The sequence below is a fragment of the Blastococcus sp. SYSU DS0510 genome (genome assembly GCF_054050835.1).
Genome location: NZ_JBJHAC010000006.1, coordinates 18624 through 39451, shown reverse-complemented (window position 1 = coordinate 39451; position 20828 = coordinate 18624). Strand labels below are relative to the sequence as shown.

Annotated in this window: 15 protein-coding genes; 3 read left to right on the top strand and 12 right to left on the bottom strand. The window is 74.1% G+C overall.

The annotated features are described in order from the left end of the window. Positions 1-199: 199 nt before the first annotated feature. The 11 genes from ACI79P_RS06725 to crcB all read right to left on the bottom strand — a co-directional run bounded on the left by ACI79P_RS06725 (position 200) and on the right by crcB (position 14861). Positions 200-1102 (bottom strand): hypothetical protein, encoded by a 903-nt coding sequence (locus tag ACI79P_RS06725; protein ID WP_456580254.1) that lies wholly within the window; start codon positions 1100-1102, stop codon positions 200-202. 366 nt (positions 1103-1468) lie between these two features. Beyond that, positions 1469-1921 (bottom strand): chemotaxis protein CheW, encoded by a 453-nt coding sequence (locus ACI79P_RS06720; RefSeq protein ID WP_456580253.1) that lies wholly within the window; start codon positions 1919-1921, stop codon positions 1469-1471. Between the two features lies 1 nt (position 1922). Then, on the bottom strand, positions 1923-4334 hold the full coding sequence (locus tag ACI79P_RS06715) for a chemotaxis protein CheW (protein ID WP_456580252.1): 2412 nt from the start codon (positions 4332-4334) through the stop codon (positions 1923-1925). Positions 4335-4493: 159 nt separating this feature from the next. Further along, entirely contained in the window at positions 4494-6131 is a 1638-nt protein-coding gene (locus ACI79P_RS06710; protein WP_456580251.1) for a methyl-accepting chemotaxis protein, read from the bottom strand. A gap of 110 nt (positions 6132-6241) precedes the next feature. Next, on the bottom strand, positions 6242-7864 hold the full coding sequence (locus ACI79P_RS06705) for a methyl-accepting chemotaxis protein (protein WP_456580250.1): 1623 nt from the start codon (positions 7862-7864) through the stop codon (positions 6242-6244). Positions 7865-7947: 83 nt separating this feature from the next. After that, positions 7948-9609: a methyl-accepting chemotaxis protein gene (locus tag ACI79P_RS06700; protein ID WP_456580249.1), complete on the bottom strand. Its 1662-nt coding sequence runs from the start codon at positions 9607-9609 to the stop codon at positions 7948-7950. A 426-nt stretch (positions 9610-10035) separates the two neighbouring features. Beyond that, positions 10036-11643: a methyl-accepting chemotaxis protein gene (locus ACI79P_RS06695; protein WP_456580248.1), complete on the bottom strand. Its 1608-nt coding sequence runs from the start codon at positions 11641-11643 to the stop codon at positions 10036-10038. 296 nt (positions 11644-11939) lie between these two features. Then, the gene (otsB, locus tag ACI79P_RS06690; protein WP_456580247.1) at positions 11940-12677 is read right to left on the bottom strand and encodes a trehalose-phosphatase; all 738 of its coding nucleotides are present in this window, start codon (positions 12675-12677) and stop codon (positions 11940-11942) included. Beyond that, positions 12674-14089: an alpha,alpha-trehalose-phosphate synthase (UDP-forming) gene (locus ACI79P_RS06685; RefSeq protein WP_456580246.1), complete on the bottom strand. Its 1416-nt coding sequence runs from the start codon at positions 14087-14089 to the stop codon at positions 12674-12676. The genes otsB and ACI79P_RS06685 overlap by 4 nt, the downstream gene beginning before the upstream one ends. Positions 14090-14121: 32 nt before the next feature. Then, complete coding sequence (locus tag ACI79P_RS06680; RefSeq protein ID WP_456580245.1) at positions 14122-14481, bottom strand: fluoride efflux transporter FluC; 360 nt, start codon at positions 14479-14481, stop codon at positions 14122-14124. Beyond that, positions 14478-14861, bottom strand: a complete 384-nt coding sequence (crcB, locus tag ACI79P_RS06675; RefSeq protein WP_456580244.1) for a fluoride efflux transporter CrcB — start codon at positions 14859-14861, stop codon at positions 14478-14480. The genes ACI79P_RS06680 and crcB overlap by 4 nt, the downstream gene beginning before the upstream one ends. A gap of 88 nt (positions 14862-14949) precedes the next feature. Here crcB and ACI79P_RS06670 point away from each other — a divergent pair, with 88 nt between their 5' ends. The 3 genes from ACI79P_RS06670 to ACI79P_RS06660 all read left to right on the top strand — a co-directional run bounded on the left by ACI79P_RS06670 (position 14950) and on the right by ACI79P_RS06660 (position 19059). After that, positions 14950-16047, top strand: a complete 1098-nt coding sequence (locus ACI79P_RS06670) for a CaiB/BaiF CoA transferase family protein (protein WP_456580243.1) — start codon at positions 14950-14952, stop codon at positions 16045-16047. A gap of 201 nt (positions 16048-16248) precedes the next feature. Further along, on the top strand, positions 16249-17841 hold the full coding sequence (gene murJ, locus ACI79P_RS06665; protein ID WP_456580242.1) for a murein biosynthesis integral membrane protein MurJ: 1593 nt from the start codon (positions 16249-16251) through the stop codon (positions 17839-17841). Between the two features lie 81 nt (positions 17842-17922). Then, a complete protein-coding gene (locus ACI79P_RS06660) occupies positions 17923-19059 on the top strand; it encodes a carboxylate--amine ligase (RefSeq protein WP_456580241.1) in 1137 nt (378 codons plus the stop codon). 6 nt (positions 19060-19065) lie between these two features. Here the strand turns inward: ACI79P_RS06660 and ngg are convergent, their stop codons facing one another. Continuing rightward, complete coding sequence (gene ngg, locus ACI79P_RS06655) at positions 19066-20826, bottom strand: N-acetylglutaminylglutamine synthetase (protein WP_456580240.1); 1761 nt, start codon at positions 20824-20826, stop codon at positions 19066-19068. Positions 20827-20828: the final 2 nt, after the last annotated feature.

Here is a 20828-nt window from a genome sequence, read left to right as displayed (position 1 = left end):
CGGACTGGTGCCGACTCAGATTCTCGGCGGCGGAGAGGGTGGGTGAAGCCGACACGCAAAAAGGTGCCGCGCTATTTCTTGACCGCTGATCATTGTCGACAATGGCGCGGGAGCGGCGCAGGGGACATTGTCGACAAGTGCCCCGGAAATGGTCGCCGACCGGGAGGGATGCGACGCGGCGCGGACAGCCGCGGGCCGGTCAGGCGAGGGCGGAGACCCGTCGGCCCGGGGCGCGGAGCACGGCGGCGCTCTCGGTGCCCAGCAGGTCGTCGAGCACGAGCGCCTGGACGCACCCGGCCACGGCGTTCCAGACGCCGGCGGCGCCGTCGTGCAGGTCGAAGCCGCCGTCGAGGAAGGCCTGGACGGCGAGCAGCTGCGCCGAGGCCAGCGCCCGGGTGCGCCCGGACACGTGCGCACCCCAGGAGGCCTCGTGCATCGCGGTGGCCCACGGCCGGTGGGCGGTGCGCCCCTCGTCGACGGCGGCCCGCCAGCGCGACCGACCGCCCTCGTCGAGCTCCCGGACGGCGGTGAGGAAGCCGGTCAGCTCCCCGGTGTGCTCGAGCCCCCAGCCCGCGGGACCGGCCAGCGGGCCGGCGTCCAGGGCCCGGTCGAAGGCGGCGGTCAGGTCGCGGCGCACCAGGGGCGGCAGGACCCCGGCGGCCCAGAAACCGACGGCGGCGTCGGCCAGCACGTCGGCGGCCTGCTCCCAGGTGTCGGCGTCGAGCCGGCCCGCGACGGCGTGCTCGTGGCCCAGGACGTCGTCCCGGAGCAGCCGCTCCAGCGTGGGCGCATCGCCGATGGTGCCCTGCTCCAGCTGGCGCACCAGCAGGGCGGTGCGGTCCCCGGCGCCCTCGGCGGCGTCCGCGGCGGTGCGCACGTGCGGCACGGCGGCGGCCATCTCCCGGGCGCGGCGCGACCGGACGGCGCGCACCCCGCGCTGCTCGCGGTCCAGCCCACGGCCCGGGTGGACCCCGGCGAGGCGGGTGAGCGCCTGCTCGTCGGCGCCGAGGCCTGCGAGGAGGACCTCGGCGACCTGCCGGCCGGCCGGCAGGCGGACCAGGTCGAAGCCCAGGGTGGCGGCACTCACCAGGGAGTAGGGCACGGCACGCCTCCAGGGCTCCGGGAACGGGACGACCCCATGCTGGCTGCCCGGGCGGGGCAGCACCATGCGCCCGTCACCCCATCGCAGGAGCGCCTGTACCCCTACAGCGCGTGTCGCACCGTGTGCGGTCAGCAATCAATCACGTTGGGTCACTAGCCGCTACCGCAGGTGCTGCCCCGGTCGTCGCGCCGTCCCGGTCCCGGAAACGCCGAAGCGGCGGGGAGGTGGTCCCTCCCCGCCGCCCGGTGCCGCGGTGTGGTGTCGTGCCGAGTGGGCCCCGGAGGGGTCCGCGCAGGCGCGACGACTGGGCTCCGCCACCTGGGGGACGGCACCTGGCCGCGATGTCGTCCGGAGGACGACAGGGTGCTACGCGCTGACGGCCTTCTGCACGTCCAGGGCCAGCAGCAGCTTCCCGTCGAGCTTGTAGGCGCCGCGGATGAGGTCGCGGGCCTGGCCCTCCAGGGTGTCCGGCGGCGCCTCGAAGTCGCCGGCGTCGACGTCCACCACGTCGGCGATGGAGTCGACGAGCATGCTGACGGCCTCGCCGTGCAGCCGGACGACGATGACGACGGGGTCGGTGCCCTCCGGGCGCGCCGGCCGGCCGAGCCGCTCCCGCAGCTCGATGGCGGTGACCACCTGGCCGCGGAGGTTGATCAGCCCGGCGACGGCCGTCGGGGCGAGCGGCACGCGGGTGAGCTGCTGGCTGCGCAGCACCTCCTGCACGTGCTCCACCTCGATGCCGTACAGGTCACCGTCGAGCCGGAAGGTGGCCAGCTGGCCACTGGTCGCGGGCGCCAGGGTGAGCGTCGATTCGGTCACGTCAGACCTCCAGCAGTGCGTCGGGGACGCCGGAGGGCGTCGAGGAGGGGTGGGTGGCGCTGGGGGCGGCCGAGTAGAACTGCGGATCCGCGGCGAGGATGGCGGCCCGCACGTCGAGCAGCTCGGTCACCTTGTCGCCCAGGACGGCGGAGCCGAGCAGGCCCATGTCGTCGATGTCGCTGCGCACCGCGGCCTCGCCGTCGACGATGTCGAGGATCTCCTCGACGACGATGGCGACGCTGCGGCCGTGGTCGGCGTAGACGATGACCTCGAGCACCTCGCGGTCGGACTCGCCGAAGGCACCCAGGTGCCGGTCGAGCCGGACCATCGGCAGGATCGCGCCGCGGTACTGGACGACCTCGCGGTTGCCGACCTTCTCGACCGACTCGGCGCGCACCTGCTCGAGGCGGGTGACCGTGTCCAGCGGGATGGCGACCCGGCGGCCGCCGCCGATGGCGGCCAGCAGCATGCGCTGCCGGTCGGTCTCGGTGGCCACGGTCTGCAGCGAGCCCGCGCGGGCCTCCTGGCGGTCGGTCGTCTCGGTCCGCAGGGCCCGCCGGGCGAGCGCCTGCACGTCGAGGATGAGGGCGACGGTGCCGTCGCCGAGGACGGTCGCCCCGGAGTAGAGGCCGATGGCCTTGAGCTGGCCGCCGACCGCCTTGACGACGATCTCCTCGGTGTTGATCACCCGATCGACGACGAGCCCGAAGCGGCGGCCCTCGGAGCGGAGCACGGCGATGACCACGTGCCCGTCGTGCCGCTCGGAGGTCAGGCCCAGGACGTCGGTGAGCCGGACGAGCGGGAGCAGCTCGCCGCGGAGCCGGTACACCTGCGCCCCGCCGACCTCCTCGACCGCGTTCACGGCCTTCTCGGCGTCCAGGGAGACGAGCTCCTGCAGGCTGATCTGCGGGATGGCGTAGCGGTCGGTGGCGCACTCGACGGTCAGCGCCGGGACGATCGCCAGCGTCAGCGGGATGCGCAGGCGGCAGACGGTGCCCACGCCGGCGTCGGACTCGACCTCGATCGTGCCGCCGATGGACTCGATGTTGGTCTTGACGACGTCCATGCCGACGCCGCGGCCGGAGACGTTGGTGACCGCCGCGGCGGTGGAGAAGCCGGGCAGGAAGATCAGCTGCAGGATGTCCGCCGGGCTCATCCGGGACAGCGCGTCCTGGGTGAGCAGGCCGCGCTGGACCGCCTTGGCGCCGAGCTTGACCGGGTCGATGCCGGCGCCGTCGTCGGCCACCTCGACCACGACCTGGCCGCTCTCGTGCCGGGCGCGGAGGGTGAGCACGCCCTCGGCGGGCTTGCCGGCCTTCTTCCGGTCCTCGGGCGCCTCGATGCCGTGGTCGACGGAGTTGCGGACCAGGTGGGTCAGCGGGTCCTTGACCGCCTCGAGCAGGGTCTTGTCGAGCTCGGTGTCCCGGCCCTCCATCTCCAGGCGGATCGACTTCTTCAGCTGGAGGCCGAGGTCGCGGACGACGCGCGGCAGCTTGGACCAGATGTGGTCGATCGGCTGCATGCGCGTCTTCATGACGCCCTCCTGCAGCTCGCTGGCGATCAGGTTGAGGCGCTGGGAGGCGCGGATCAGGTCGGTGTCGGTCTGCCGCGCGACGTTCTGCACGATCTGGTTGCGGGTGAGCACCAGCTCGCCGACGAGCAGCATCAGCTCGTCGAGCAGGTCGACGTCCACGCGGATCGTGCTGTCGGCGACGGCGCGGCGGGTCTGGCCACCGGCCGCCTCCGGGTGGGCGGCCTCCGCCTCGGGGTGGTCGACGACGGGCTCGGGCACCAGGCGCTCCTCGGCGACGGGAGCGGCGACGGGAGCGGCGGCGGCCTTGGCGCGCGGCGCACGCGTGGCCGGGGCCTTGGCGGCTGCCTTGGCGGGCGCCTTCACGGGGGCCTTCCGCGAGGCGGCCCTGGCCGGGGCCTTGGCGGCGGCCTTCGCGGGGGCCCGGGGGGCGGGCACCGCCGGAGCGGCCTCCTGGGCCACGGCCGGCGCGGGGGCCTCGGCAGCGGCGACCGGGCCGTCCTCCATGGCGGCGCTGATCGCGGCGACGACGGCTGAGACGTCGACCGATCCCTCGCCGCCGGAGGCCTCGATGGAGGTCAGCAGCGAGCGGACCGTGTCGACCATCTGCAGCAGCACGCTGGTGCGCTGCGGCGTCAGGGCGAGCTCGCCGTCCCGCAGGCGGGAGAGCATGTTCTCCCCGACGTGGGTCACCTCCTCCAGGCGGTTGAACGCCAGGAAGCCGCTGGTGCCCTTGATCGTGTGGATGGTCCGGAAGATGCTGGACAGCCGCTCGCGGGAGTCGGGCTCCTGCTCGAGCGCGACCAGGTCGGTGTCGAGCTGGTCGAGGTTCTCGTGGCTCTCCACGAGGAATTCCTCGACGATGTCGTCCAGACCGTCCACTGCTGCCTTCTCTCTCATTCGCGACGGGGCACAGGCGGCCCCGCTGGGTCATCGGCGGGCCGTCGGCGGAGTCAAGGTGAACCCGCGCCGACGCCCGTCAGCCGTGTTATCGGCAGCCCGCCGCTGCACCCGACCGTCGCCGGGGCGGGCTGGTGGTGCTCAGTAGCTGAACCGGCCTACCGCGGCCCGGAGGTCGCCGGCCATCCGCGACAGCTCGTCGACGGCGGTGCGGGTCTGGGTGAGTGCCTGGGTGGTGGAGTCCGCCGCCGTGGAGACGCTGGTGATGTTCGCGGCGATCTGCCCCGATCCGCCGGCGGCCTCCTGCACCGACCGCGACATCTCGTTCGTCGTCGCCGTCTGCTCCTCCACCGCCGAGGCGATGGTGGTCTGGCGGTCGGAGATCTGCGCGACGATCTGGGAGATCTCCTCGATCGCCGCGACCGCCGCGGTCGTGTCGCCCTGGATCGCCAGTACCCGCTTGGCGATGTCCTCGGTCGCCTTCGCCGTCTCCTGCGCCAGCTCCTTGACCTCGTTGGCCACCACCGCGAAGCCCTTGCCCGCCTCACCGGCCCGGGCGGCCTCGATCGTGGCGTTCAGCGCCAGCAGGTTGGTCTGCTCCGCGATGCTCGTGATCACCTTCACCACGTTGCCGATCTCCGCCGAGGACTCCCCCAGCTTGGCCACCGTCGCCGTCGTCGTCTCCGCCGCGGTCACCGCACGCGCCGCCACCTCGGAGGCCTCCGCGGCGTTGCTGGCGATCTCCCGGATCGAGGCACCCATCTGCTCGGCGCCCGCGGCCACCGTCTCCACGCTGCGGGTGACCTCCTCCGCCGCACCGGAGACCACGCCGGCCTGGGCGGAGGTCTCCTCCGCGGACGACGCGATCTGCGCCGACGAGGCCGACAGCTCCTCGCTGCTGGCGGCCACCGCGTCCGCCGAGGAGACGACCGAGGACAGCACCGACCGGAGATTGCGCTGGGCCTCGGTGAGGGCGGCGGCCATCTGGCCGACCTCGTCACGGCTGCTCACCCCGGTGTCCACCGTCAGGTCCCCGACGGCGACCGCTTCGAGGGAGCGCTTGACCCTCGTGAGCGGCCGGACGACCGAGCGGGAGACGGTGACCGCCAGCAGGGCGGCGAGGATGACCGCCAGCGCGCCCACCGCGCCGAGCACGACAGTGGCCCGCTCCTGGGCCGCCTGCTGATCGGCCTGCAGCCTCTCGACGCGCTCGGCCGCCGACGTCTCCACCCGGTCGGCGATGTCGAGGATGATCCCGTAGCCCTCGCCGGCCTCGCCGCCGTTGATGCTCTCGACCGCCGTCCGGAAGCCCTGGGGATCCCCGCCGGAGACCCACTCGACGACCTGGTCGTCCATCTCGAAGTAGAAGTCCCAGGCCGGCCGCAGCTCGTCCCACGCGGCCTTCTCGTCGGCGTCCATGGCTTCGGTGTCCACACGGTCGAGCCACTCGTAGACGGCCTTCTGGCTCTCCAGCAGGCCGGCCCGGTTGTAGGCGTCCGGGGCGAGCGCGACGGCGGGGCCGAAGGCGGCGACGTCGGCCATCACCAGCCCCTGCCACCCGCTGACGTCGGCGATCTGGAAGCGAGCGGTCTCCGCCTCCTGGAGCACGCCGCCGACGGCGCTCAGGTCCTCGGCGAGGCTGCGCTGCTCGGCGACGGCCACGAGGCCGGCGCCGGCGCTGAGCAGCACGAGCCCGCCGACCGCTCCGAAGGCGAGGCCGAGCCGTCGCCCGACCCGGACGTTGCTCAGGCGGCGGCGGTGCGTGGTGGTGCTGGACATGGGTTTCCTCGCGGGTGAGACGGAGCCCCGTCGGCGGTGGTCGCTGAGCGGGAGGTGCGTGGGTCGAGGGCCGGCGCCGGGCCGGCGCGGTGGCCGGCCCGGCGGTCCGCTCAGTACTTGAAGTTGCCGACCGTGGTGCGCAGGTCGGCGGCCATGCGGGAGAGCTCGTCGACCGCCGACCGGGTCTGGGTCAGCGCCTGGGTGGTGGAGTCCGCGGCGCTGGAGACCCCGGAGATGTTCTCCGCGATCTGCGTCGTCCCACCGGCGGCCTCCTGCACCGACCGCGACATCTCGTTCGTCGTCGCCGTCTGCTCCTCCACCGCGCTGGCGATGGTGGTCTGCCGGTCGGAGATCTGCGCGACGATCTGGGAGATCTCCCCGATCGCGGCCACCGCCGCGGTCGTGTCGCCCTGGATCGCCAGCACCCGGCGGGCGATGTCCTCGGTCGCCTTCGCCGTCTCCTGCGCCAGCTCCTTGACCTCGTTGGCCACCACCGCGAAGCCCTTGCCGGCCTCACCGGCCCGGGCGGCCTCGATCGTGGCGTTCAGCGCCAGCAGGTTCGTCTGCTCGGCGATGCTCGTGATCACCTTCACCACGTTGCCGATCTCCGCCGAGGACTCCCCCAGCTTGGCCACCGTCGCCGTCGTCGTCTCCGCCGCGGTCACCGCACGCGCCGCCACCTCGGAGGCCTCCGCGGCGTTGCTGGCGATCTCGCGGATCGAGGCACCCATCTGCTCGGCGCCCGCGGCCACCGTCTGCACGCTGCGGGACACCTCCTCCGCCGCACCGGACACCACACCCGACTGCGCCGCGGTCTCCTCCGCACCCGCCGAGATCTGCGCCGAGCTCGCGCTCAGCTCCTCCGACGACGCCGCCACCGCATCCGCGGCACCCACGACCGAGGACATGACGGTGCGCAGCTGCAGCACGGCGCTGTCGATCGCCGCTGCGACCCGGCCCACCTCGTCCTCGCGCTGCACCCCGGTCTGCCGGGTGAGGTCACCGGCGGCGAGGGCACCGGCCACGGTGACGACCTCGTTGAGGGGACGGACGATCCTGCGGGCCACGGCCAGTGCGAGCCCCGCGACGATCAGCGCACCGAGCGCGATGACCGCGATCATCGTCCACCGGGTCCGGGAGTCCTGCGCCTCGGCCTCGGCGGTCGCCTCTGCCACGCGGTCGTCCAGGGACGCCGTGAGCTCTTCGGTGAGCTCGATGATGCCGAAGTAGATGTCGTAGCCCTGCCCGAAGATCAAGGCGTCCGCGGCGTTCGTGTCGGCGGGCGTGCCCCGCTCGTACAGCGCGACGACCTGGTCGTCGATGGCGAAGAACTCCTGCCACTGGGTGCGGATCTGCTCGTAGGCCGCCGCCTCGTCCGCATCGAGGAGCTCCATCGGCATCGCCTGGAGCTCGTCGCGGAGCCCCTCGGCGGCGTCCAGGAAGCCCGCCCGGTTGGCGCTCGTGGGCTGGACCGCCACGACCGGGCCGCTCAGCCGGGCATCCCAGGCGTACGCGGTCTGCCAGCCGCTGACGTCGGCGTTGTAGTACTCCATGCGCTGGGCATGGCCCAGCGCGTCGTTCAGGTCGGCCACGTGGTGGCGGGCCTCCCCCGCCGAGCCGAGACCCGCGAGGGCGAAGCCGCCGACCGCGACGGCCGCGGCCATCCCGGCCGCGCCGACGGCGAGGATCGAGCCGCGGACCCCGATGCTGCGGCCGGTGCTGCGCTGTGACATGACTGCTCTTCCTGGTCGTGAGGGAGGTGAGGTTCCGCCCGCTCCCCGGCGCCGACCGGGTGGCCGGCGCCGGGGACGGCCGCTCAGTACTTGAAGTTGCCGACCGTGGTGCGCAGGTCGGCGGCCATGCGGGAGAGCTCGTCGACCGCCGACCGGGTCTGGGTCAGCGCCTGGGTGGTGGAGTCCGCGGCGCTGGAGACCCCGGCGATGTTCTCCGCGATCTGCGTCGTGCCACCGGCGGCCTCCTGCACCGACCGCGACATCTCGTTCGTCGTCGCCGTCTGCTCCTCCACCGCCGAGGCGATGGTGGTCTGGCGGTCGGAGATCTGCGCGACGATCGAGCTGATCTCCCCGATCGCCGCCACCGCCGCGGTCGTGTCGCCCTGGATGGCCAGCACCCGGCGGGCGATGTCCTCGGTCGCCTTCGCCGTCTCCTGCGCCAGCTCCTTGACCTCGTTGGCCACCACCGCGAAGCCCTTGCCCGCCTCACCGGCCCGGGCGGCCTCGATCGTGGCGTTCAGCGCCAGCAGGTTCGTCTGCTCCGCGATGCTCGTGATCACCTTCACCACGTTGCCGATCTCCGCCGAGGACTCCCCCAGCTTCGCCACCGTCGCCGTCGTCGTCTCCGCCGCCGTCACCGCACGCGCCGCCACCTCGGAGGCCTCCGCGGCGTTGCTGGCGATCTCCCGGATCGAGGCACCCATCTGCTCGGCACCCGCGGCCACCGTCTGCACGCTGCGGGACACCTCCTCCGCGGCACCGGACACCACACCCGACTGCGCCGCGGTCTCCTCCGCACCCGCCGAGATCTGCGCCGACGACGCCGACAACTCCTCCGACGACGCCGCCACCGCATCCGCCGAAGAGGCGACCGTCCCCAACACCGACCGCAGGTTCGCCATGGCCTCGTCGAGGGCGCGGCCCATCTGGCCGAGCTCGTCCCTCGAGGTCAGGCCGCTGGAGCGGGTCAGGTCCCCGGCGGCGAGGCCGGCGGCGACGTCCTGCACCTTGCGGGTGGAGCGGGCGATGCCGGTGGCGACGGCGAAGCCGATCGCGAGGGCGGCGAGGACGCCGACCAGGATCACCGCGAGGGTGAGGGTCCGCTGCGACTCGTAGCTGCCACGGATGCCGGCACTGGCCTCGGCCGCCTCCTGCAGCTCCATCTCGCGCAGCTCCTGCAGGTCCCCGGCCAGCTCGTCACCGATGGGCGCTCCCTGCTGCGCGTTCGCGGTCACCCAGCTCCGCACGTCCCCCGCGATGGCCATCGGTGCGAGCACGTCGGTCTGGATGGCGAGGTAGGCGTCGATGTCCGCCGTCATCTCGTCGATCATCGCCAGCTTGGCCGGCTGCGTGGTGCCGGACGCGTAGGTGTCGAGGGCCTCGTGGAACTCGGCCACGTAGCCCTCCACCGCAGCGAGCCGGGCACGGGTCTCCTCCGGTGTCGCCACGATGAGGGCGTCCCGGGCGGTGACGCGCATGTCGCTGAGCAACTGGTCCATGGCGGCCGCCTGCACGGCGCCCTGCAGGTTGTTGGCGTAGAGCCGGTCGGCGTCGTCGGCTGCGGCGCTCATCCCGGAGATGCCCAGGACGCCGATGCCGGCGGCGACGGCCGCGGTCACCGAGACGGCGCCGAGGACCTTGGTCTTGACCGAGAGGTCGGACATCCGGGCCATCGGCGACCGGCCGGCCGCCTGGTCGGTGCGACGGCTGCCCGTGGCTCGGGTCGTGCGGGCGGCAGCGGTCATGGCGATGCTCCAGGGAAGAAGGGGAAGGGAGTGCGTGCGCCACCGAATCGCGGGAGAGAGCCCGGGCGCGCATGCGGCGCTGTGGTGACGACGGAAAGATAGGGCGCAGCGATCCGGGAACGGACAGAAATGCGAGCGTGTCGGACGGCGTGCCGGAGAAAGGTCGGCGACCGCATTGTCCGTGTCGACTTGAGGTCACGACGCCATTCCTGGCGATGCGATCCCGCTCATCCTCTCGATCACGAGGCGCGACGATGAGGTGCGTCGGCGCGAAAGGGAATTTCTGCAGCGACGAGTCCTCTCCTTCGTCGTCGCCGACTGCTCCTCGACCGCGCCGGCGCTCGGCGCCCGGCAATCGTCGAAGGCCCGGGTGCCGCCCGACGTCACGGACGTCGGGCAGCACCCGGGCACGAGCTGCGGTGTGCGTCAGTAGGTGAAGCGGCCCACCGTGGTGCGCAGATCGGCGGCCATCTGCGAGAGCTCGTCGACCGCGATGCGGGTCTGGGTCAGCGCCTGGGTGGTGGAGTCCGCGGCGGTCGAGACACCGGTGATGTTGGCGGCGATCTCCCCGGTACCGCCGGCGGCCTCCTGCACCGACCGCGACATCTCGCTGGTCGTCGCCGTCTGCTCCTCCACCGCGCTGGCGATGGTGGTCTGCCGGTCGGAGATCTGCGCGACGATCTGGGAGATCTCCTCGATCGCCGCGACCGCGGCCGTGGTGTCGCCCTGGATCGCCAGCACCCGCTTGGCGATGTCCTCGGTCGCCTTGGCCGTCTCCTGCGCCAGCTCCTTGACCTCGTTGGCCACCACCGCGAAGCCCTTGCCGGCCTCACCGGCCCGGGCGGCCTCGATCGTGGCGTTCAGCGCCAGCAGGTTCGTCTGCTCGGCGATGCTCGTGATCACCTTCACCACGTTGCCGATCTCCGCGGAGGACTCCCCCAGCTTCGCCACCGTCGCCGTCGTCGTCTCCGCGGCGGTCACGGCGCGGGCAGCGACCTCCGAGGCCTCCGCCGCGTTCTGCGAGATCTCCCGGATCGAGGCCCCCATCTGCTCGGCACCCGCGGCCACGGTCTCCACGCTGCGCGAGACCTCTTCGGCGGCGCTCGCCACGACCCCGGACTGGGTGGAGGTCTCCTCCGCCGACGCGGAGATCTGCGCCGACGACGCGCTCAGCTCCTCCGAGGAGGCGGCGACCGCGGTGGCGGAGTCGGCGACCGAGGCGAGGACCTCGCGCAGGTTCGTCCGGGCGGTGTCGAGCGCGGCCGCCATCTGGCCGACCTCGTCCAGCGAGTCCACGTCCGTGGCGACGGTCATGTCCCCCTCGGCAAGGGCCTCCAGCGACCGCTTGACGCGCTCGACCGGCCGGGTCACCGAGCGCATGGTCAGCACGCTGAGGCCGATGATGAGCAGGATGCCCGCGACGGCCGCGACGACCGCGACGGTCGCGGCCTGCGCGAGGGCGTCGTCCAGGCGGACCTGCGCGGCGTCGCTCTCCGCGGCCAGCACGTCCTTGGCCTCGCTCACGGCCCCGTCGGAGAGGTCGTTCGCCGCCTGGATCTCCTCCCAGCGCCCCCGCATCGTCGCCGGGTCGGCGACCGCGAGCTCCACCCAGGCGGTGATGGCGTCGGTGTAGGCGCCGAAGCTGTCGGCCAGACCGGCCACCGAAGCGGCGGCGGGCCCGGTGAGCGGGATGGTCGCCAGCTCGGCCAGCATGGCCTCGGGGGTGGCGATGTCCTCGGCGAGCTCGGCGAGCTGGGCCTCGGGGTCGTCGCGGACGATCGTCTTGAAGCCGTCCACCTTGAGCTCGCTGGCCCGGGTGTCGAGCTGCAGCACCAGCTCCTGCGCCTCGTTGAGGTTGGCCAGCTCGGTGTTCGCCTCGCGCACCGACGCGTTGCCGACCAGCACGGCGGTCAGCAGGCCGGCGAACGCGGTGGCGACGACGGCGATCAGGATGCCGAACTTGGTCGCGAGGCGCCGATCGGCGAACCACCCGGCACGCCGCCGGGTGACGGGGGAGGGAGCAGGTGCGTGCACGGGGACCGTCCTGGGGGGAGAGGAGTCGCCGGTGTGGCGGCTCGCTGATTGTTGTCACTCCACCCATGTGCCGGATGTGATCTCAAACGCTATTGCAGTAATCGTGATGCGGGCGCCCGGTCACCACTCCGGGAATGGAGCCACGTCGACATTCCGCATCCGTCACCATCGGTAGCGCCCGCGCATTTCTGCAGTTCGTGGTGCGGCGGTCCGGAGATGTCGACAATGCTGCACACGGTGACCGCCGGGGGCGGTGCCGTCGTGCTCCCCGTCGGCGCGACACGGCGCCGGCGCGTTCAGCCCAGCCGGTCGGCGAGTGCCCCGAGGAGGCCCACCACGGCCTCCGGCCCGGCCACGCGGTGGCGGGCCACCGTCTCGCCCTCGCCCACCTTCACCGTGAGGTCCTCGGGTCCGAGCACCCGGAAGGCGTCCTCGTCGGTGACGTCGTCACCCAGGTAGAGCGCGGCAGCGGCGTCCAGTTCGCCGACGAGGCGCTGCACCGCCGCGCCCTTGTGCGCGTCGGTGACGGCGACCTCGAGGACGTCCTTGCCCGGCTTCAGCGTCAGTGACGGATCCACCGCCCGGCGGGCCTGCTCCAGCAGTTCGGCCGCCCGGGCCCGGTCGGTCACCTGCCGCACGTGGACGGCGACGCTGGCCGGCTTGACCTCCAGCCGGGCACCGGGCGTGCCGTCGACCAGCGGCCGCAGCTGCGCGGCGAGCGCGTCCCGGCGACCGGCGTCGTCCCCGGCGAGCGGGCCGTCGAACTCCGCCCCGTGGCTGCCGATCCAGCGGAAGTCACCGGTCAGCCCGCTGGTGCGGCGCAGGTCCTCGACCCCGCGGCCGCTGACCAGCGCCACCGTGACGCCGTCGGCGGCGGCCAGCCGGGCCAGCACCTCGGCCACACCGGGCTGGGGGACCGCGGCGGACGGCTCGTCGACGAGCGGAGCCAGGACGCCGTCGTAGTCGCTCGCCACCAGCAGCGGGCGGCGCGCGGCGAACGCCGCCAGCGCCTCGTCGAGCCCGGGGGAGGTCACGCCTGGCCCCGCAGCGCCTCGAAGAACGAGCTCGCCCAGTGGTCCAGGTCGTTGCGGAACAGGTGCCGGCGCATGGTCCGCATCCGCTTGGCCGCCTCCTCCGGTTCGATGCGCAGGGCGCGCACCAGCTGGTTCTTGACGCTGGCGATGTCGTGCGGGTTGACCAGGAAGGCCTGCCGCAGCTCGGCCGCGGCGCCGGCGAACTCCGACAGCACCAGCGCCCCGCGGAGGTCACCGCGCGCGGCGACGTACTCCTTGGCCACGAGGTTCATGCCGTCGCGGTAGGGCGTCACGAGCATGACGTCGGCGGCCCGGTACAGCGCGGCGAGCTCCTCCCGCGGCATCGACTGGTTGAAGTAGTGGACGGCGGGGCCGGCGATGGACCCGTAGACGCCGTTGATGTGGCCGACCTGCTGCTCGATGGTCTCGCGCATGTGCACGTAGTGCTCGACGCGCTCCCGGCTGGGGGTGGCGACCTGCACGAGCACCGTGTCGGGTGCCTCGACCGCGCCGTCCTCGAGCAGCTCCTCGAAGGCGTTGAGCCGGACGCTGATGCCCTTGGTGTAGTCCAGCCGGTCCACGCCCAGGACGATCTTCGCCGGGTTGCCGAGCTCTTCCCGGATCTCCTTGGCCCGGGCGATGACCTCGGGCGAGGAGGCGAGCTCGTCGAACGCCCGGACGTCGATCGAGATCGGGAAGGCCTTGGCGACCACGGTCCGGCCGTCGTACTCGATCTGGTCGCGCCGGCAGTGCAGGTCGTGCAGCCGCCGGGAGAGCTGGACGAAGTTCACGGCGGCGGACGGCCGCTGGAAGCCCACCAGGTCCGCGCCGAGCAGCCCCTCGACGATCGCCGAGCGCCAGGGGAGCTGGGTGAACAGCTCGTAGGGCGGGAACGGGATGTGCAGGAAGAAGCCGATGGTGAGGTCCGGCCGAGCCTGCCGCAGCATCGCCGGCACGAGCTGCAGCTGGTAGTCGTGCACCCAGACGATCGCGCCCTCGGCCGCCACGGCGGCAGCGCGCTCGGCGAACCGCTTGTTGACCTGCACGTAGGTGTCCCACCAGTGCCGGTGGTACTCCGGCTTCTCCACCACGTCGTGGTAGAGCGGCCACAGCGAGGCGTTCGACATGCCCTCGTAGTAGCGGTCGACCTCCTCCTCGCTGAGCTCGACCGGGATCAGCGACATGCCACCGGACTCGAACGGCTCGGGCGCCTCACCGGCGGAGCCGGACCAGCCGACCCAGGCCCCGCCGCGGCCGGCGACGAAGGGCTCCAGCGCCGTCACCAGCCCACCGGGGCTCCGCTGCCACCGCGTGCTGCCGTCGGGCTCGGTGACCTGGTCGACCGGCAGCCGGTTGGCGACCACGACGACGGGGCTGTCCGCCCCGACCTTCTGCTCCGCGTTGTCCGCCATACCGTCCCAGACCCTATCCAGGGGGAGGCCCGTCAGACCACCCGGCCGAGCAGGTACCCACCGGCCGCGGCGGCCAGCCCCAGCAGCACGGTGCCGACGACGTAGGCCGCGGCCCGGCCGGGGTGCCGCCCCTCGACGAGCCGGACGACCTCCAGGCCGAACGTCGAGAACGTGGTGAGGGTGCCGCAGAGGCCGACGCCGACGAACGCCGTCACCCACGCCGGCACGCCCGCGGCGCCCACGAGCAGGCCCAGCACGGCGCTGCCCGCGACGTTGACCGCCAGGGTGCCGAGCACACTGCCGGTTCCCCGCCGGGCGACGGCGACCCGCTCGGCGAGCAGGCGCAGCGGCGCGCCCACCAGGGCGCCCGCGACCACCAGCCACGGCGTCACCGGGCCACCCCGGCGAGGGCGCGACCGGCGAGCGTCCCGGCCGCGGCGGCGGCGACGCCCCCGAGCACCGAGAGCAGGACGTAGGTGGCCGCGGTGCCGGTTCCCCCGTCGTCCACCAGCCCCACCACCTCCACCGCGAAGGCCGAGTACGTGGTGAAGCCGCCCAGCACCCCCACCCCCAGGAACGGCCGGGCCCAGGGGTTCTCCGGTGCACGCACCACCAGGACCGCCGTCAGCACCCCGAGGAGCAGGCAGCCGGCCAGGTTCACCGCGAGGGTGGCCCAGGGCAGGTCCGCGGGGGAGCGGGGGAACGCCTCGGCCAGGCCCCAGCGGCCGAGGGCGCCCAGCGCCCCGCCGAGCGCGGCCAGCAGGTAGGCCATGTGACCTGGCTCTCCTCCTCCGGGCGGCGTCGGGCAGCATGCCCACGGGAGGGTCGCACGCGCGCGGCCCGCAGCAGGGGAGGCCGCCGTGGGACCGCTGGAGGGCGTGCGGGTCGTCGAGTTCGCCGGGCTGGGGCCGGGTCCGTTCTGCGGCATGCTCCTGGCCGACCTGGGTGCCGACGTGGTGCGCATCGACCGCAAGGGCGGCCGCGGCGGGCTCCTGGGCTCCCTCGGCGCGACCTCCCTCCTCGACCGCGGCAAGCGCTCGATCGCCCTGGACCTCAAGGACCCGGCCGACCTGGAGGTGGTGCGTGCCCTCGTCCACCGGGCCGACGTGCTGCTGGAGGGGTTCCGGCCGGGGGTGATGGAGCGGCTGGGGCTCGGGCCGGACGAGCTGCTGGGGGAGAACCCCGCGCTGGTCTACGGCCGGATGACCGGCTGGGGGCAGACCGGGCCGCTCGCGCACAGCGCCGGCCACGACATCGGGTACATCGCGCTCACCGGCGCCCTCGGCGCCAGCGGGCGCCCGGACGAGGTGCCGGCGCCGCCGCTGAACCTGCTCGGCGACTTCGGGGGCGGCGGGGTGTTCCTTGCCCTCGGTGCGCTGGCGGCGCTGATCCGCGCCCGGGCCACGGGGGAGGGGCAGGTGGTCGACGCGGCCATCGTCGACGGCACCGCCGTCCTGACCACGATGATCCACGGGATGCTCGACGCCGGCGTGTGGACCGACCGCCGCGGCCGCAACCTGCTGGACACCGGTGCGCCGTTCTACGACGTCTACCGCTGCGCCGACGGGCAGTTCCTCGCCGTGGGCGCGCTGGAGGAGCAGTTCTACGCGGCGCTGCTCGACGGGCTCGGGCTCACCGGCGACGAGACGTTGCCCCGGCGGGAGGACCCGCGCCAGTGGCCGGCGTTGCGGGAGCGGTTCACCCAGGCGTTCGCCTCCCGCACCCGGGCCGAGTGGTGGGCGGTCTTCGAGGGCACCGACGCGTGCGTGGCGCCGGTCTGGTCGCTGGTGGAGGCGACGGAGGACCGGCACAACGTGGAGCGCGGGGTGTTCGTCGAGGTCGACGGCGTGCGGCAGCCCGACGTCGCCCCGCGGTTCTCGCGCACCCCCGGCGCGGTCGGCCGGGTGCCCCGGGCGGGGGAGCACGGCGAGGAGATCCGGGCCGAGCTCGGCCTCTGAGAAAGGACCCCCTCCTCCCCACCCCTCGCACGCTCCGGGCGGGCCCCTGGAGGGGGCCACCGCCCCGCGCGGCGTCCTCCCTCACCGCCCACCGTGAGGGAGGACGCGCCATGATCAGGTGAGCTGATCCCGGCGCCGGGACCGGGGCCGCGGGCGGGTCCGGTCCCCGCGGGTGGCCGGCGACCGTCATGATCGGACCCCGTGACGCGTGACGGGACACCTCCGGCCACCCGGCGGGGTCCGTTGCGCGGCGGGGTGGCCAGGGCGGCGACGCTGCTGATCTCGCTCACCGCGGTCAGCCAGGTCCTCGGCTTCGTCCGGGACGCCGTGATCGCGGCCGTCTTCGGCGCGGGCGCGGAGCTCGACGCCTACCTCGTCGCCCAGGGCGTCATGAACCTGGTGCTCGCGCTGGTCGCGACCGCGCTGGCCCGCGCGGTGGTCCCGCCGGTCAGCCGCGCGGTGGCCGCGGGCGAGGGCGCCCGGGCCGACCGCACCGTGCGCACGGTGCTGACCCTGGGCACGCTGGTGCTGGTCGCCGGGTCGGTGCTGATGTTCCTGGCCGCCGAGCAGGTGGTCGCGGTCCTGGCCCCCGGCTTCGACGAGGAGACGGCGGCGCTCACGGTGCGCCTGACCCGGATCGTGCTCGTGGCCGCGCTCTTCATCGCCGCCACCGACATCCTCGCGGCCGCCTGCCAGGCGCACGGCCGCTTCTTCGCCTCCGGGCTGCAGGGCGTCCCGTTCAACCTCGTGATGATCGGCGCCGCGCTCTGGGCCGGCGCGCGGTTCGGCATCGAGGCGCTGGCCGTGGGCTTCGTCGTCGGGTCCGCCGTCCGCATGCTGGTCCAGTTCCCCGCCGTGCGGGCCGCCGGCATGCGGCTGCGGCCCCGACTGGCGCTGCGCGACCCCGACGTCCGCGAGGTGCTGCGGCTGACCCCGCCGCTCCTGGTCGGGAGCGCGGTCCTCAACGTCAACACGCTCGTCGACCGGGCCGTGGGCTCGGCGCAGGGCGAAGGGGTGATCACCGCGCTGAGCCTCGGGTTCCGCGTGATCCACCTCGTCGACGCGCTGCTCGTGGTGACGGTGGTGGCCGCGCTCTACCCGGCGTTCAGCGCCGTCGGCGCGCCCGAGCACCGGGCCGACCTGCGCGCGCTGGTGGACCGCACGTCGCGGATGCTCGTCGCCCTGCTGCTCCCCGTGGTGGCCGCGCTGGTCGTCCTGGCCCGCCCGATCGTGCAGTTCCTCTACGGGCGGGGGGACTTCGACGAGGCCGCGGTGACCGCCACCGCCACGGCGGTCGCCTTCTCGGCCGCCGCGGTCCTCGGCATCGCGTTGCGCTCCACCACCTCCCGGGCCAGCCTGGCGGTCGGGGACAGCCGCACACCGACGCTGGTCGCCGTCGCCGCGATGGTCGTCAACGTCGTCGGCGACCTCACCCTGGGCGTCGCCTACGGCATCCCCGGCCTCGCGGGCTCGACCAGCCTCTCGCTGGTCCTGGCCGCGGTGCTCGCGGTGGCGCTGCTGGCGCGCCGGCACGCCGCCGTCACCCCGCGGGCGCTGGTGGCCACGACGGCGCGCGCCGCCGCCGCGGCGACCGCCGGCGGGCTGGCCGCGGCCGTGGTGCTCTCGTGGTGGGGGAGCGGGGCGACCGGCACGCTGACCGCTGCGGCCCAGATCGCCGTCGGGGCGACGGTGGGCGGCGTCGTCTACGCCGCCGTCCTGGCCGCACTCCGCGGGCCGGAGCTGGCCGACCTGCGGAACTTGGCCCGGCGCCTGGCGCGCCGCCCGGCCGGCTGAACCGGCGGCGGAGCCGCCCCTTCCGGGGATTCGCGCACCACCCCGTCCCGAAAGGGCTCCCGCACACCATAAGGTTGCTCGATGCCTTCTCCCGGTCGCGCGCTCGTGCTCACCTCGAGCCGTGACCGCGGAGCCCTCGCCGCCGTCCGTGCCCTGGACCGGGCCGGCTGGCACGTGGGGGTCGGGACGCCGGACGCCGGCGGCATGGTCAGCGCGTCCCGGTCCTGCCGGCGGAGCCACCCCGTCCCCCGGCCACGGGGTCACCTCGACGACTTCGTCCGAGCGGTGCGCGACGCCGTCGCGGGCGGCGGCTACGACGTCGTCTTCGGCAGCGGGGACGACTGGATGGCCGCGCTCGCCGTCTGCGCGGAGGCGATCCCGGCCGTCGTCGTCCACCCGCCCGCGGACGTCGCCCTCGCCGCCCTGGACAAGGCCGGGCTGGCGCAGCGCGCCGCCGACGCAGGTGTGCCGGTCCCACGCACCGAGGTGGCGACCGCCGAGGCGCTCGCCACCTGGTCCGGGCCCGTCGTCGTGAAGTGCCGCGCCCACTGGCAGCCGGGGCTGCGCCAGGAGCTGCGCATCGAGGCCCGCCGCTACCCGGACGCCGGACGCGCGCGGTCCCGGGTGGCGCTGCTCGAGGGCGCGGGGTTCGAGGCGCTCCTGCAGGAGCCGGTCGACGGGGAGATGGAGGCGCTCGTCGGGCTGCTGCACGAGGGCCGGCTGCACGGCCGGGTGCAGCAGCGCGCGCTGCGGCTGTGGCCCACGCCGAGCGGGGTGACCAGCCGCGCCGTCACCGTGCCGGTCGACGAGGCGCTGGCCGCCGCCACCACCCGGCTGCTCACGGACCTGGGCTGGTCGGGGCTCGTGCAGCTGCAGTTCCTGCGGGACGACCAGGGCACCCTGCGGCTCGTCGACCTCAACGGCCGGTTCTTCGGCTCCTTGGCCCTCTCCACCGCCGCCGGCCCCAACCTCCCGGACGCCTGGGCCCGCCAGGCGCTCGGCCTGCCCCTGCCGGAGCTGCCCGACGGGAGCACGGGGGTGCGCTACCTGTGGACGGCGGGGGACCTGCGCCGGGCCGCGGCCGAACGCCGCGGCGGCGCGGTCACCGACGCCCTCTCGGTGCTGCGCTGGTTCCCGGGCGCGGTCGAGAGCGTCTGGGACCGGCGGGACGCCGGGCCCGCCCTGGCCCTCGCCACGCGGCGCCTGCGTCGCCGCTGACCCGGGTCAGGCGCGGCGGCGGGTCTCGGGGAAGAGCAGGTCGACGAAGCGCTCGGCGGTGGGCCGGGGTTCGTGGTTGGCCAGCCCGGGGCGCTCGTTGGCCTCGATGAAGACGTAGTCGGGACCGGCCACGTCCGGCACGAGGAAGTCGATGCCCGTGACCGGGATGTCGAGCGCCGAGGCCGCGCGCACCGCGGCGGCGGCGATCTCGGGGTGCAGCTCGTCGGTGACGTCCTCGATCGTGCCGCCGGTGTGCAGGTTGGCGGTCCGGCGCACCTGGATCCGCTCGCCGTTGGGCGGGACGTCGTCCATGCCGTAGCCGGCGTCGGCCACCACCTCGCTGGTCGTGTCGTCGAGCGGGATCCGGGACTCGCCGCCGGTGGCCCGCTCACGGCGTCGGCTGGTGGCGCGCACCAGGTCGGTGACGGAGTTCCGGCCGTCACCGACCACCTCGGCCGGCCGCCGCACCGCGGCGGCGACGACCGACCGGTCGATGACCACGACACGCAGGTCCTGGCCGGGGACCAGCTCCTCCACCAGCACGTCGGGGCAGAAGTGCAGCGCGACGTCGACGGCGCGGGCCAGCCCCTCCTCGTCGCAGACGCCGACGGTGATGCCCCGCCCCTGCTCGCCCCGGGCCGGCTTCACCACCACCTGTCCGACCTCGCGCAGCAGCGCCGCGGCCTCCCCGAGACCGCCCTCGCAGGCCAGCGCCCCGCGGGCCACCCGCACCCCCGCGCGCTCCATGATCCGGCGGGTGACCCGCTTGTCGTCGCAGCGGCTCATTGCCACGGCGCTGGTGAACTCCGAGAGGGACTCGCGGGTGAGCACCGACCGGCCACCCAGCGACAGCCGCATCTCACCCCACTCGGGGTCGGTGACCTCGACGCGGACCCCGCGGCGCAGCGCCTCCTCGGCGATGATGAGGGCGTAGGGATTGAGCCGTTCCAGGCCCGGCGGGCGGGGGGCGAACAGCGGCGTGTTGATCGGGTTCTTGCGCTTCACGCACACCGCCGAGACCCGGGTGAAGCCGAGCTTGCGGTACAGCCTGATGGCGCCCTCGTTGTCGTGCATGACCGAGAGGTCCAGGTAGGAGCGCCCGCGGCCGACGTAGCGCTCGGCGAGCACCCGCACCAGCGCCTCACCTGTGCCGGGCGGGGCGTCCTGGTTGTGCACGGCCAGGCACCAGAGGCTCGTCCCGCCCTCGGGGTCGTCGAACGCCAGCCCGTGGTCGACGCCGGTCACCGTCCCGACGATCTTCCCGGTGCGGGTGTCCTCGGCGACCAGGTAGGTGAAGCACCGGGTGCGGTGGTTGTCCCACATGACGTCGGCGTCCCCGACGACCATCCCGTTGACGGCGTAGATGTCGTTGATCGCCTCCATCTCCGCCCGGGAGGTGACCGTGCGCACGAAGACGCCCCGGATGAGGTCGTGCCGCGGCCGGTACCGGTGCAGGTCCAGCCGGTAGGTGTAGCTGGGGTCGATGAACAGCTCGTCGGGCGCCAGGCCGACCAGCACGTGCGGGTCGCGCGGGTAGATGCAGATGTCCCGCTCGCCGGTCTCCTCCGCCCGCAGTGCCTGGACGATGCCGCGCAGGTCGGCGAAGGTCTGCCCGAACACCAGCCGGCCCCACCCGAGGTCGAGGACGACGTCGGAGGCCATGCCCTTCACCTGGTGCTCCGACGGCTTCTTCCACGACCGGCTGGTGATCGCCGGGGTGGAGGCCACCGCCGTGCGACGGCGGTGACCGGCGAGCCGGGGTGCCATCG